Annotated in this window: 12 protein-coding genes; 6 read left to right on the top strand and 6 right to left on the bottom strand. The window is 76.7% G+C overall.

Annotated features, from left to right (window positions below):
* Positions 1-143: 143 nt before the first annotated feature.
* Positions 144-1487 carry an aspartate--tRNA(Asn) ligase gene (gene aspS / locus ACFCX4_RS28155; protein WP_376148141.1) on the bottom strand — a complete coding sequence of 448 codons (1344 nt, stop codon included), beginning with the start codon at positions 1485-1487 and terminating at the stop codon, positions 144-146.
* A gap of 328 nt (positions 1488-1815) precedes the next feature.
* Between aspS and ACFCX4_RS28150 the strand changes: the two genes are divergently transcribed.
* Positions 1816-2367 (top strand): isochorismatase family cysteine hydrolase, encoded by a 552-nt coding sequence (locus ACFCX4_RS28150; protein WP_376148138.1) that lies wholly within the window; start codon positions 1816-1818, stop codon positions 2365-2367.
* A complete protein-coding gene (locus tag ACFCX4_RS28145) occupies positions 2361-3332 on the top strand; it encodes an FAD-dependent oxidoreductase (RefSeq protein ID WP_376148135.1) in 972 nt (323 codons plus the stop codon). Before ACFCX4_RS28150 ends, ACFCX4_RS28145 begins: the two co-directional genes overlap by 7 nt.
* Positions 3333-3584: 252 nt before the next feature.
* Here the strand turns inward: ACFCX4_RS28145 and ACFCX4_RS28140 are convergent, their stop codons facing one another.
* Together ACFCX4_RS28140 and ACFCX4_RS28135 are read right to left on the bottom strand one after the other, a co-directional pair.
* Positions 3585-3992, bottom strand: a complete 408-nt coding sequence (locus ACFCX4_RS28140) for a hypothetical protein (protein WP_376148132.1) — start codon at positions 3990-3992, stop codon at positions 3585-3587.
* Positions 3993-4399: 407 nt separating this feature from the next.
* Complete coding sequence (locus ACFCX4_RS28135; RefSeq protein ID WP_376148129.1) at positions 4400-4876, bottom strand: Lrp/AsnC family transcriptional regulator; 477 nt, start codon at positions 4874-4876, stop codon at positions 4400-4402.
* A 94-nt stretch (positions 4877-4970) separates the two neighbouring features.
* Here ACFCX4_RS28135 and ACFCX4_RS28130 point away from each other — a divergent pair, with 94 nt between their 5' ends.
* From ACFCX4_RS28130 to ACFCX4_RS28120, 3 genes are all read left to right on the top strand, one after another.
* The gene (locus tag ACFCX4_RS28130; protein WP_376148126.1) at positions 4971-5837 is read left to right on the top strand and encodes an LLM class flavin-dependent oxidoreductase; all 867 of its coding nucleotides are present in this window, start codon (positions 4971-4973) and stop codon (positions 5835-5837) included.
* Complete coding sequence (locus tag ACFCX4_RS28125; protein WP_376148123.1) at positions 5834-6265, top strand: nucleoside deaminase; 432 nt, start codon at positions 5834-5836, stop codon at positions 6263-6265. The genes ACFCX4_RS28130 and ACFCX4_RS28125 overlap by 4 nt, the downstream gene beginning before the upstream one ends.
* 1166 nt (positions 6266-7431) lie before the next feature.
* Complete coding sequence (locus ACFCX4_RS28120; protein ID WP_376148120.1) at positions 7432-7614, top strand: PspC domain-containing protein; 183 nt, start codon at positions 7432-7434, stop codon at positions 7612-7614.
* Between the two features lie 87 nt (positions 7615-7701).
* Here ACFCX4_RS28120 and ACFCX4_RS28115 read toward each other — a convergent pair whose 3' ends face one another.
* From ACFCX4_RS28115 to ACFCX4_RS28105, 3 genes are all read right to left on the bottom strand, one after another.
* Positions 7702-8058, bottom strand: a complete 357-nt coding sequence (locus tag ACFCX4_RS28115) for an ATP-binding protein (protein ID WP_376148117.1) — start codon at positions 8056-8058, stop codon at positions 7702-7704.
* Between the two features lie 230 nt (positions 8059-8288).
* Complete coding sequence (locus ACFCX4_RS28110) at positions 8289-9437, bottom strand: adenosine deaminase (protein ID WP_376148114.1); 1149 nt, start codon at positions 9435-9437, stop codon at positions 8289-8291.
* A 210-nt stretch (positions 9438-9647) separates the two neighbouring features.
* A complete protein-coding gene (locus ACFCX4_RS28105) occupies positions 9648-10601 on the bottom strand; it encodes a LysR substrate-binding domain-containing protein (protein WP_376148111.1) in 954 nt (317 codons plus the stop codon).
* A 106-nt stretch (positions 10602-10707) separates the two neighbouring features.
* On the opposite strand from ACFCX4_RS28105, the gene ACFCX4_RS28100 reads away from it, so the two are divergent.
* Positions 10708-12030 carry an MFS transporter gene (locus ACFCX4_RS28100; RefSeq protein ID WP_376148108.1) on the top strand — a complete coding sequence of 441 codons (1323 nt, stop codon included), beginning with the start codon at positions 10708-10710 and terminating at the stop codon, positions 12028-12030.
* Positions 12031-12208 lie beyond the last annotated feature (178 nt).

Raw genomic sequence — 12208 nt, 5'->3', positions numbered from 1 at the left:
CCAGCTGGGCGCCCGGATCCGGGACATCCCGCACCCACCCACCGGCCCCGCCCGAAAGCCGAGGACGTACTGGGCGGCCAGCCGCGCCCCGAACAGCAGCGGGTCGTAAGGGGGTGCCGCCCGGCGGCGTCGCCCGGCTCATCTCACGGTGTCAGCCGGTGCACGTCGCGGGGGAAGAGCGCCGTGCGCCGGACGTTCTCCTCCCCCGTCAGCCGCGCCGTCCAGCGCTCCAGGCCGAGCGCGAACCCGCCGTGCGGCGGCATCCCGTGGGCGAAGGCCCGCAGGTACCCCTCGTACGGCCCGACCGGCTCCCCGCGGGCGGCGAGGGCGGCGAGGCAGTCCTCGTACCGGTGCAGCCGCTGGCCGCCGGTGACCAGTTCGAGGCCCCGGAAGAGCAGGTCGAAGCTGTTCGAGTACTCCGGCCGGTCCGGGTCGGGGCAGGTGTAGAACGGCCGCTTGCGCATCGGGTACCCGGTCACGAAGAGGAACGCGCTGCCGTGCTCGCGCAGCGCCCAGGCGCCGAGCCGGCGCTCGTGCTCCGGCGACAGGTCGGGCTCGTCGGCACCCAGCATCCGCATCGCCTCGGTGAAGTGCAGCGACGGGATCTCGGCCGGGACGGCCGGCAGGCCGGCGCCCAGCGCGGCGAGCGCGCCCCCGGCCCGTTCGGCGACCGCCCCGGTCATCCCGGCGAGCACCTCCCGCACCAGCGCCATGACGTCCCGGTGGTCGGCGACGAAGCCGAGTTCGGCGTCCAGGCTGGTGTACTGGGCGAGGTGGCGCGCGGTGTCGTGCGGTTCTGCCCGGAACACCGGCCCGGTCTCGTAGACCCGCTCGAAGACCCCGACCATCGTCTGCTTGAAGAACTGCGGCGACTGCGCCAGGTACGCCGGGCGCCCGAACCAGTCCAGGGCGAAGACCTCCGCGCCGGACTCGGTCGCCGAGGAGACCACCTTGGGCGTGTGGATCTCGGTGAACCCGCGGGCGTCGAGCGCCGCCCGGAAGCCGTGCACGGAGGCCGCCGAGACGCGGTGCAGCGCCGCCAGGCGGGGGTGGCGCAGGGTGACGGGCGCGTGGTCGAGGACGACCGGGAGCGAGGCGGGGACGGTCGGGCGGAAGAGGTCGAACGGCGGTGCCGCGACCGGCCGGGAGAGCACCTCGACGGCCGGCCCGGTCAGCTCGACGCCGTTCGGCGCCCGGTGGTTGGCCGTCACGGTGCCGCGCACGCGCAGCACCGTCTCCTCGGGCAGGTCCGCCGTGCCGGCGGGGGCGACCACCTGGGCGAGGCCCGAGCGGTCGCGCAGGACGAGGAAGGTCACGGACTTCAGCGCGCGGCGGCGGTGCAGCCAGCCGGCGAGTTCGACGTGCTCGCCGACCCGGCCGGGCAGTTCGGCGGCCAGTGCGCGGGCGGTTCCGGCGGTCGCGCCGGCGGTCGTGCCGGCAGGTGCGGCAGCAGGTGTACCGGCGTCGGTGGTGCTGTGGTGGATCATCGCGGCCCTCCGGGGGCGTCGTGGTGATCCCTTGGGAGTGCGGGCGAGAAGGGTACTCGCGGTGCCACCGCACTTTCGCCGCCGTCGCCTGGGCGGGCGGCGGCCTCGTTCGGGCCCGGTGACGGGGGCCGGCCGGCGGGGCATTTCCTCCCCGCACTCGGGAGTGTCTTCCCTCCCGGACGCGAGGCCGCCTTCTCAGCAGCCGGCGGCTCTCTCGGCTCGCGGGGCCCGGAGGTACTCGTCTCCGTCGACGTGTTGCGGCGAGGCTAACCGCAGCCCCGGGCGGCGGCAACCGCAATTCCGCCCGGCGGGCGCTACGCTGCCGGGTGTGGGCGGACCCCTGGCGGAACGGCGGGCGGCACTGATCGTCGTCGACCTGCAGAACGGCTTCGTCAACCGGCACTCGCGGCACGTCGTCCCGGCCGTCGGGGCGCTGGTGGACCGGTGGTCGGCGGGCGGGCGACCGGTGGTGTTCACCCGGTACGTGAACACCGAGGGCAGCCCGTTCGAGCGGCTGCTGGACTGGCGGCGGCTGCGCGGGGCTCCGGAGACCGACCTGGTGGACGCCGTACGGACGCGTGCCGCACGGGCCCGCGCGGTGGTCGAGAAGCACACGTACACCTGGTTCACGCCGGAGACCGAGGCGCTGACGGCGGCCGAGCGGTGGACGGACCTGGTGTTCTGCGGGGTGGCGACGGACAGTTGCGTGCTCAAGTCCGCGGCGGACGCCTTCGAGCGCGGGTTCACCCCGTGGATCGTCACCGACGCGTGCGCGAGCGAGGCCGGCCCCGAGGTGCACGACGCGGGCCTGCGGGTCGCCCGGCGCCTCATCGGGGCACGGTGGCTGGTGACGACGGAGGAGTTGTTCGGAGCATGGTGACGGGGACCGGGCCGACGCCCTACGACCTGGTGATCGTCGGCGGCGGACCGGCGGGCTGCGCGGCGGCGGTGATGGCGGCGAGCGTCGGGCTCCGCTCGGTGCTCGTCGAACGGCGCGAACCGGGCGACACCCTGCGGCGGGTCCCGGCGGTGCGCAACGTGCTCGGCTTCGCCACCGGCACCGCCTTCGCCGACGCCTGCGCGGCGGACCTCCGGCAGGTCGCCGGCTCCTGCGACGTCCTGTCGGGCACGACGGCGGCCGAACTCCACGCGGACGGGAGCGGGGTGACCGTCCGTCTGGCCGGGCCGCACCCTGCCGGGGCGGACAGCGCCGGACCGGACAGCGCCGGACGGAACCCGGCCGGACCGGACCCCGCCGGACCGGGCCGCAGCGTACGGGGCCGCTACGCGATCGTCGCCACCGGTGTCCGCGCCGCCCGCCCCGACGAGGCCGACTGGCTCGCCCCGGCCGCCGTCGGCCCGCCGGCACCGCTCTGGGAGGCCGACGCGGCCCGCCTCGCCGGCCGGCGCGCGCTCGTGCTCGGCGCCGACCGCCCCCTCGGCACCCTGCTGCGCGCCCATCCCGACACCCCGCTCGACCTGATCGTCCCGCACCCGCCCGCCGACGCCTACAAGGCCGACGAGGTCCGCGACGACCCGCGCGTCACCCTGCTGGAACTCGGCACCCTGGAGCTGCGTCCCGCCGCCGGGGGCCGGATCACCGCCGGCGGGCTGGGCACCTTCGCCCCCGGAACGGTCTTCGTCAACCTCGGCGTCCGCCCGGCCGCCCTTCCCGGCAGCCTGGTCCGCTCCGCCGACGGCTACTGCCCGCCCGACCTCCAGCACCCCCGGATCCTCACCGCCGGGGACCTCCGCTCCTCCCGCGCCCAGCGCATCATGACCGCCACCGGCTCCGGCGCCGAGGCCGCCCTGCACGCCTACTACGCCCTCCGCCTCACCGGCTGACGCCGCGTCGGCCGGTGGCGCAGCTCCCCGGAAGCGGCCGGACGCGGGCGCGGGCACGCGAGGCGGACACGCGACGCCGGGTCCGGAGGGCACCGGCCGCCGGGTGTTCCGACGGTACGGCCGCCGGACGGCCGGACCGCCGCACGGCCGGACCGTCGCACGGGTCCGGCGAACGCCACGGACACGCGACGCCGGGTCCGGACCGCTCCGCGGCCCGGCGATCGCACCCCGGGCGTTCCGACGGGCGGACGGTCAGACCGTCGCGCGGGTCCGGCGGAGGCTGCGGACGGCGAGGAAGAAGGCGACGGCGGTGAGGCCGCTGGAGAGGAGGAAGAGCAGCACGACGTCGAGGTCGAGGAGCGCGTGCGGCTCGCGGAGGACACGGGCGAGCACGAAGTAGCCGGCCGCCGCGGTGAGGAGCGCGCCGAGCGCGGGGGCGGAACACCGGTGGAAGGCCAGCCGCTCGGGGAGGGCGGAGAGCAGCGAGCCGGTCGGTATGGAGACGAAGGTCCCGAAGAGGAGTCCCACCATGGCCCCGAGCGGCACCGAGGTGTGGTGGAAGGCGGCGAAGGCGACCAGGGCGCCCCAGAGGGCCCCTCCGATGACGCCGACCTGGGTGGTGCGAACGATGAGCTGGATACGCCAGGTGTCGGCGTTCATCGGTGGAGGTCCTCCGGGGTGGACTGATCGGGGTGAGGTGACCGGGGCGGCCGGCGGGCGGGAACGGAGCCGCTCCGAGCCGGCCGCAGGAAGCGCGTCCGGGGCGTCGGGCTCTCCCCCGGGCGGCGGGGCCGGCCACGCCGTGGCGGGTCCGGCGGGGCTGCCGGCCGGGGGCAGCACGGGACCGCTCGGCCGGTCGGACGCCCTGCGGTACGTCACGGTCGCGCGCCGGTCGCCAAGATACTCGGAACCGCCCGGGTGATCCACAGCGGTGACGGCCGGATCCACCGCCGGACCTGCCGAACTTCCGGGCGCGCGCGCCGTCTTCACCGCCCTGCTCGCCGCCGGACCCGCCACCGCCCCGCTCCCCGGCCGCTGCCACCGCGGCCGCCACCGGCCGGCCCCCGCTACTGCTCGGGCGCCGCTCCCGCCCGCGGCACCGCCGGGCCCCGGGAGGCCAGCGGCCGGCTGAGCACGAGGTTGGTCGTCGTACTGCCCAACTGGGCCAGCTCGTCGACGATCTCCTCCAGGTGCCCCATCGACGTCGTAGCGATCCGCAGCACGTAGCAGTCGTCCCCGGTGGTGCGCAGGCACTCCAGCACCTCGGCCCGCTCCTCCAGCAGCCGCCGCAGCGGTTCGTGACGGACCGCCGGCCCCGGGTACTTCAGCCGGACGACCGCCTGCACCGGGTGCCCCGTCCGCTCCAGGTCCACCTCGGCGCGGTAGCCCGTGATCACCCCCGCCGCCTCCAGCCGCCGCACGCGCTCCGTCGTCGCCGACGCGCTCAGGTTCACCCGTCGCGCCAGCTCCGTGAACGCGATCCGCCCGTCCTCCTGGAGCTCGGCCAGGATCGCCCAGTCCGTCGCGTCAAGAATCTCGGTCATGAGCCCAGGTTGCCGGTGATTCCACGGCGGAACAACCCCCGAACCGGGGGTTGTCCCTTCAGTCAACCCGCGTTCCCTCCCTAGGCTTTGGCCCATGAAGATCGGAGTCAACGTTCCCAACTTCGGCCCCGGCACCGACCCCGGGGTCCTGCTCGACTGGGCCCGCACCGTCGAATCCCTGGGCTACGACCTGCTGATGGTCTCGGACCACGTCGCCGTCACTCCCGACGTCGCCGAGCGCTACCCCGCCCCCTTCTACGAGCCGTTCACCACCCTCGCCTGGCTGGCCGCCCACACCACCCACCTCCGCCTCGGCACCACCGTCCTCATCGCCCCCTACCGCCACCCGCTCCTCACCGCCAGGATGGCCGCCAACCTCGACGCGCTGAGCGGCCACCGCCTCGTCCTCGGCGTCGGAATCGGCTGGGCGCGGGAGGAGTTCGCCGCCCTCGGGCTCCCCTACGAGCAGCGCGGCCGGCTGACCGACGACCACCTGCGCCGGCTGCGCGCCGCCTGGACGGACACCGCCGACTACGGCACCCGCCGCATCCCGCTCTGGATCGGCGGCAACAGCGACGCCGGCCTGCGCCGCGCCGTCCGTCTCGGCGACGCCTGGCACCCGCTGCGCACGACCCTGCCGTGGCTGTGCGAGGCGGCCGGCCGGCTGCGGGCGTACGCGGACGAACAGGCGCTCCCCGCACCCGCGTTCGCGCCCCGGATCGCCCTCCGGCTCACCTCCGGGCCGGTCGACGGTCCGCAGCGCCTCGCCGGCGAGGGCACGATCGAGCAGATCGCCGCCGACCTCGACCGGCTCCGCCTGCTGGGCGCCGCCTCCGTCCTCCTCGACCCCTACCACGGCGACCCGGAGGAGACCCGCCGGCCCCGCCGGGCCTGGCAGTCCCTCGCCGCGGTCGCCGAACACCTCCGCCTCGACCCGACCCGGACGGACCAGCCCTCATGAGCGTTACCCCCGCCGACCACCCGCCGCTGCGCCGCGCCGTCGCCCTGGCCGCCGAGGCCCGTACGCACGGCGACCCGCCCTTCGGCTCCCTCCTCGCCGCCCCGGACGGCACCGTCCTCGCCGAGGAGCGCAACACCACGCTCACCGACCGGGACATCACCGCCCACCCCGAACTGAAGCTCGCCCGCTGGGCCGCCCGCCACCTCGACCCCGCGACGGCCGCACGGACCACCCTGTACACCAGCTGCGAACCCTGCCCGATGTGCGCGGCCGCCCTCCTCCGGAGCGGGGTGGGCCGCATCGTCTTCGCGCTCTCCGGCGAGCAACTGCTGGACATCCGCCCGGCGGGCGGCCGCCCGCCCGTGCCGCAGGACGGCCCGGCGCTGACGGCGGAGGTCCGGGCCGTCGTGGAGCCGTACTACCGCTGACCCCTCGCGCCGCCGGGCCCCACCGCTTGCCCCTCCCCCTGGGGCAGGGAGCACCGTGGGGCCCGTGCCCGAGGCCCCGGTCACCACCGGGGAGCCCGCCGCCCGGACCGGCCCCGGCCCCGAGGCGCCGCGCCTGTGCGGCGGGCGCGGTCCGCTGCCGCCCGCCCGCGTCGATCCGCGCACCTGGGTCCGCCGCTACGGCCCCGCCCGGGTCGAACGGGCCCGCCGGACCGCGCTGCTGCGCCGCTCCGGGCATGCCGCCCGCGCGGATCGCCGTGGTACCGGCCCCCCGGACAGCGAGGCTCCCCGGCTGCTCGACGCCCACTGGCGCGAGCAGGAGTCCGCGCCCGCGGCCCACCGGGAGGCGGTGGGCCGCGCCGGAGCGGTCACGGCCGGAGCGAACCCGGCCCTGCACGGGATCACCGGACGCGGCGTCCCCGAGCAGAAGGTGCTGTTCGTCCGGCGCCGGGTGACCGTCGCCGGCCTGCCCGCGTTCCCCGCCGGGCGGGCGGGCAGCCGCTCGCCCGCCCCCGGCGGACGGACGCCCGCCCGCCCTGCCGTCCACCACGGTGCGGTGGGCGAGGACTCCGACGGCCCGGCCGAGGTGTGCGCACCGACGGAGAACCCGGTCGAACCGGCCTGGCCCGTCGGCGCCCGGACCGGGCCGGTCCGCCGCGAGGCGTACACCGGGCTCCCGGAGCCGCACCCGGGCCGCACGGCGGCGGCCACCGTCCACGACGCGGTGCTCGCCCGGCTCGGCGAGCGCGGGCACGTCCGCAGCGCCTGCGACCGGGAGGTGCACCACCCCGGCCTCCGGACGGCGGGCCCGGACGGGCGCGCGGCGGACGCCGCGACGCCGACCCGCCCGCGCGGCCGGGGGGCGCCGCACCCGGGGCACGGCCCCGGATCCCGGACGGCGGCGGTCACCCGGCCCGAACTCCCGCGCACGGGAGGCGCCGGACGGGCCGGCCGCCCGGCCCGCGCGGCCGCCGGTCTCCGGGCCGACCCCGAGAGGAACCCCGAGGCCGGGTCCTGCCGGCCGACGACATCCGGCGGGGGCGGGATCGGCTCACGGGCTGAGGCTTCCGGCCCGGCGGCGGCGGAGCATGGAAGTACGCCGACCGGAGAGCCCGGTCACCGGCGTCACCAGAGCAACGGAGTCCGCCATGAGCCGCCTCGCCCGCCCCCGCCACAACCGCGTCATCGCCGGCGTCTGCGCCGGGATCGCCGAGCGCTTCGGCCTCACCCCGTGGACCGTCCGGGTGATCTTCCTGGTCTCCTGCCTGCTGCCCGGCCCGCAGTTCCTCGTCTACCTGGCGCTCTGGCTGCTGCTCCCCCAGGAGCCGTGATGCCGGCGGCGGCGACGGCGCACCGCAGGGGCCGCCCGCTCCCGTTCGGGGAGCGGACGGCCCCTGCGGCCGTGCGCGGCGGCCGGGTCAGCCGCCGAGGCCGGGGAGCGGGAGGGTCTGGGTGAGCCCGCCGAGCGGGGTCTTGTCGAGGCCCGGGACGGTCGGCAGCGCCGCCCGGTTGCCGGTGGCGCCGGAGACCGGGGCGGCGGCCTGGCCGGCCGTCGGGGCCAGGGTGCCGAGGGTGCCGCTGACCTTGTCCGCGACCGGCAGCTTGCCCGCGGCCTCGGTGAGCGCGTTGGTGGCCGCCGGGTTGGTCAGCAGGTTGGTCGGGAGGCCCAGACCACCGGTGGCGGACGGGGCGGCGGACGCGCCTCCGGCGCCGACCGCGGCGATGGCGAGACCGAGCGCGGCGGTGCCGGCGGCCTTGAGAGTGGCCTGCTTCATGTGGTTCGTCCTTGGGTGCTCGTCGGAGGCCGACACGCACGGCTGGCACGACGGGACCCGCCCGCCACGGCCTGTCAGCAATGACTGGCACACCGTAGTGACTGGATCGCGCGGGGACCAAGGGCGGTTCACCCACCCGACTGAGTAGTCGGATGAACGCCGGTCCCGTGTCGACCCGTGGGTCAACTGCGGTCCCGAACACCGGCGTTCATCCGGTCAGGGCCGGTGCCTCAGCTCCCGGCGCTGAACAGCCACTCCGCCTTGAGCTCGGCGTAGCCCGGCTTGATCACGTCGTTGATCATCGCGAGCCGCTCGTCGAACGGTAGGAAGGCCGACTTCATCGCGTTCACCGTGAACCACTCCAGGTCCCCCAGCGTGTAGCCGAACGCCTCGACCAGGTGGGCGAACTCGCGGCTCATGCTGGTGCCGCTCATCAGCCGGTTGTCGGTGTTCACGGTGACCCGGAACTTCAGCCGGCTGAGCAGGCCGATCGGGTGCTCGGCGTACGAGGCCGCGGCGCCGGTCTGCAGGTTGGAGGTCGGGCACATCTCCAGCGGGACGCGCTTGTCGCGCACGTACGCGGCGAGGCGGCCCAGCCGGACGGTGCCGTCGTCCTCGACCGTGATGTCGTCGACGATCCGCACGCCGTGGCCGAGGCGGTCGGCGCCGCAGCACTGCAGGGCCTCCCAGATCGACGGCAGGCCGAAGGCCTCGCCCGCGTGGATGGTGAAGTGGTTGTTCTCGCCCTTGAGGTAGTCGAAGGCGGCCTGGTGGCGGGTGGGGGGGTAGCCCGCCTCGGCACCGGCGATGTCGAAGCCGACGACGCCCCCGTCGCGGTGGCGGTTGGCCAGCTCGGCGATCTCCTGCGAGCGCGCGGCGTGCCGCATCGCGGTGATCAGGGTGCCGATCCGGATCCGGCGGCCGGCCGCGCGGGCGTTGGCCTCGCCGAGCCGGAAGCCCTCCTGGACGGCCTCGACGACCTCGTCCAGGGAGAGGCCGCGCTCCAGGTGCTGCTCGGGGGCGTAGCGGACCTCGGCGTAGACGACGCCGTCGGCGGCGAGGTCCTCGGCGCAGTCGGCGGCGACCCTGACCAGCGCCTCACGGGTCTGCATGACGGCGCAGGTGTGGGCGAAGGTCTCCAGGTAGCGGACCAGCGAGCCGGAGTCGGCGGCCTCGCGGAACCAGGCGCCGAGCTCCTCGGGGTCGGTGGTGGGGAGGCCCTCGTAGCCGACGGCGGCGGCCAGCTCGACCACGGTCCCGGGGCGCAGGCCGCCGTCGAGGTGGTCGTGCAGGAGCACCTTGGGGGCGCGGGCGATCTGGTCGGGGGCGGGGATCCGGGGACCGGTGCCCGCGGTGGTGACGGGGATCTGCTTCTCCATTGCGGGAGTGTAGCTCCTACGCGCGTAGACAGGCCACCGCCGACCGGCCCGAATCGTCCAATGTCCACCGGGAATTCCACCAAAGGGACGATCCGGGCAACCTACTCGCCAGTCACCGCCCCGGCCGGCCGCCGGAGGCCCTCGGCCGTGCACCTCGGCCGTCCACTGCCGGCCGCGCGGCGACGGCCGCACGCCCTCAGCCGCGCGCCCTCAGTCGTGCGCCAGCAGCCGCCCGCGGCGCGACAGCACGAAGTCCCGGAACGCCGCCGCCGGCGGGGTCAGCGCCCGCCCCGCCACCCAGGCCAGCCCGATCGCCCGCCGGGTGCGCGGCGCCGTCACCTCCAGCTCCACCACCCCCGGCCGCGGCACCAGCGCCGGCGGCAGCAGCGCCACGCCCAGCCCCGCCGCCACCAGCCCGCGCAGCGTCTCCGCCTCCTCCCCCTCGAAGGCGATCCGCGGCACGAACCCGGCCTCGGCGCAGAAACCGTCCGTGATCGCCCGCAGCCCGTACCCGCGCTCCAGCCCGACGAACGGCTCCAGCGCCACCTCCGCCAGCCGGATCCGGCGGCGCCCGGCGAGCCGGTGGTCCGCCGGGACGGCCAGGTGCAGCCGCTGCTCGTCCAGCCGGCGGGCGGCCAGCGCCGGGTCGTCCTCCGGGAGCGGCGCGACCAGGCAGACGTCCAGCTCCCCCGCGCGCAGCCGGTCCAGCATCGCGCCCACGTAGTCCTGCACCAGCTGGAACCGCACCTGCGGGTACGCCGCCCGGAAGTCCCGCAGCAGGACCGGCACCGCGTCCGTCCCCATGGTGTGGAGGAAACCGAACGCCACCCGGCCGCTCGTCGGATCGGCCTCCGCCCGGGCCGCCTCGACACCGCGCTCCACCTCGCCCAGCGCCCGTTCCACCGAGGCCAGCAGCAGCCGGCCCGCCCTGGTCAGCCGGACCGTCCGCCCCTGCCGGACCAGCAGGCCCACGCCCAGCTCCGCCTCCAGCCGGGCCACCGACCGCGACAGCGTCGGCTGCGGCATCGCCAGCAGCGCCGCCGCCTGCGTCACGTGCTCCAGACGCGCGACCGCCGCGAACTGGGCGAGCAGCGGCGCCAGTTGCACCGCCGGAAGGCCGGGGCCCAGCTCCGCGGGGCGGCTCGGCCCGGTACCACCGGTCATCGTCCCGCTCCGTCCGCGCTCCGGCCCTGGTCTCATGCGCCAGGGTATGGGTTTTCGACCACTCATGCATTGGACGCATCAGTGCTCCGAGCCTACGGTCGTGGTCATGCAGCCCTCCAGTACCGAGGCGTCCGCGACCGCGCCGGACGCCGCCCCCGCCGCCCCGGACACCGTCCCGGCCCCCGGCACCGCCCCCGCCCCGGACGGCCGCCACCGCACCGGCAGCCGCTCCCTGCGCCGCGCCCACCTCGCACTGTTCGCGGCCGGCGTCGCGACCTTCGTCCTCCTCTACTCCACCCAGGGCCTGCTGCCGGTCCTCTCCGACGACCTCGGCCTCACCCCCGGCCGGGCCAGCTGGACCGCCTCCGCCGCGACCCTCGGCCTCGCGCTCGCCCTGCTCCCCGCCAGCGCGCTCTCCGACCGCTACGGCCGCACCGCCGTGATGACGGCCTCCGTCCTCACCGCCTCCGGCCTTGCCCTCGCCCTGCCGTTCGCGCCCGACCTCACCACCCTCGTCGTCCTCCGGGTGCTCCAGGGCGCCGCGCTCGCCGGGCTGCCCGCCACCGCGATGGCCTACCTCGCGGAGGAGGTCCACCCCTCCGCGCTGGCGTCCGCGATGGGGCTCTACGTGGCGGGCAACAGCATCGGCGGGATGGGCGGGCGGCTGCTCTCCGGCTGGGTCGCGGCCGGCCTCGGCTGGCGCTGGGGACTCGCCGCCTCCGCCGTCCTCGCCCTGCTCGCCGCCCTCGTGTTCCGGCTGCTCGTCCCCGCCGCCCGGCACTTCGCCCCGGCCCCGGTGGACGCCCGCGCCCTCGCCCGCACCGTCGGCGGGCACCTGCGGAACCCGCTGCTGCTGCGGCTGTACGCGCTGGGCCTGCTGTTCATGGCCGTGTTCGGCGCGGTCTACAACACCGTCGGCTACCGGCTGATCGCCGCGCCGTTCCACCTTCCGGAGACGATCGCCGCCTCGATCTTCGTGGTCTACCTGGTCGGCACCGGCACCTCCGCCGCCGCAGGCCGCCTGGCGGGCCGGCTCGGCCGCCGGGGCGCCCTCCACGTCGCCATCGGCACCACCGCGCTCGGGCTGCTGCTCTCGCTCGCCGACTCCCTGCCCTGCGCGCTGCTGGGCCTGGTGCTGATCACCGCCGGCTTCTTCGCCGGCCACGCCACCGCCTCCTCCGCCGTCGGCCGCACCGCCACCGAGGGCCGCGCCCAGGCCTCCGCGCTCTACCTGATCGCCTACTACCTCGGCAACAGCCTCGGCGGCACCGTCGGGGCCGACGCCTACCACGCCACCGGCTGGCCCGGCGCGGCCCTCACCGGCCTCGTCGCCATGGCGCTCGCCGCCGCCGTCACCCTCTACGCCACCCACCGGGCCCACGCCGTCCGCCGGGCCGAGGGCCTGCCGGGCAGACTTTCCGCCCGGTAGACCGCGGCCCCGGCCCGCTTCCCGCAGGACCGTCCGCACGCTCCCCACCGGCCCCGGCCGCGAGGCCCCCGGGGAGTTCCCGCGGCTCGTCCCCGCCCCGGCGGGGCAGGAGGGGCCCGGCCGTCGGCCCGTGGGGCACCGGCGCCGGAGGTCCGCCCGCGCACGCCCGGTCCGGTGC

Source organism: Kitasatospora sp. NPDC056327 (assembly GCF_042261735.1).
Taxonomy (GTDB): Bacteria; Actinomycetota; Actinomycetes; order Streptomycetales; family Streptomycetaceae; genus Kitasatospora.
This window is presented reverse-complemented; position numbering and strand designations above follow the sequence as displayed.

Coding starts and splice junctions, on each gene's coding strand:
- aspS (WP_376148141.1), bottom strand. CDS start 1,487: ATGATCCACCACAGCACCACCGACGCCGGTACACCTGCTGCCGCACCT.
- ACFCX4_RS28145 (WP_376148135.1), top strand. CDS start 2,361: ATGGTGACGGGGACCGGGCCGACGCCCTACGACCTGGTGATCGTCGGC.
- ACFCX4_RS28140 (WP_376148132.1), bottom strand. CDS start 3,992: ATGAACGCCGACACCTGGCGTATCCAGCTCATCGTTCGCACCACCCAG.
- ACFCX4_RS28135 (WP_376148129.1), bottom strand. CDS start 4,876: ATGACCGAGATTCTTGACGCGACGGACTGGGCGATCCTGGCCGAGCTC.
- ACFCX4_RS28130 (WP_376148126.1), top strand. CDS start 4,971: ATGAAGATCGGAGTCAACGTTCCCAACTTCGGCCCCGGCACCGACCCC.
- ACFCX4_RS28125 (WP_376148123.1), top strand. CDS start 5,834: ATGAGCGTTACCCCCGCCGACCACCCGCCGCTGCGCCGCGCCGTCGCC.
- ACFCX4_RS28120 (WP_376148120.1), top strand. CDS start 7,432: ATGAGCCGCCTCGCCCGCCCCCGCCACAACCGCGTCATCGCCGGCGTC.
- ACFCX4_RS28115 (WP_376148117.1), bottom strand. CDS start 8,058: ATGAAGCAGGCCACTCTCAAGGCCGCCGGCACCGCCGCGCTCGGTCTC.
- ACFCX4_RS28110 (WP_376148114.1), bottom strand. CDS start 9,437: ATGGAGAAGCAGATCCCCGTCACCACCGCGGGCACCGGTCCCCGGATC.
- ACFCX4_RS28105 (WP_376148111.1), bottom strand. CDS start 10,601: ATGACCGGTGGTACCGGGCCGAGCCGCCCCGCGGAGCTGGGCCCCGGC.
- ACFCX4_RS28100 (WP_376148108.1), top strand. CDS start 10,708: ATGCAGCCCTCCAGTACCGAGGCGTCCGCGACCGCGCCGGACGCCGCC.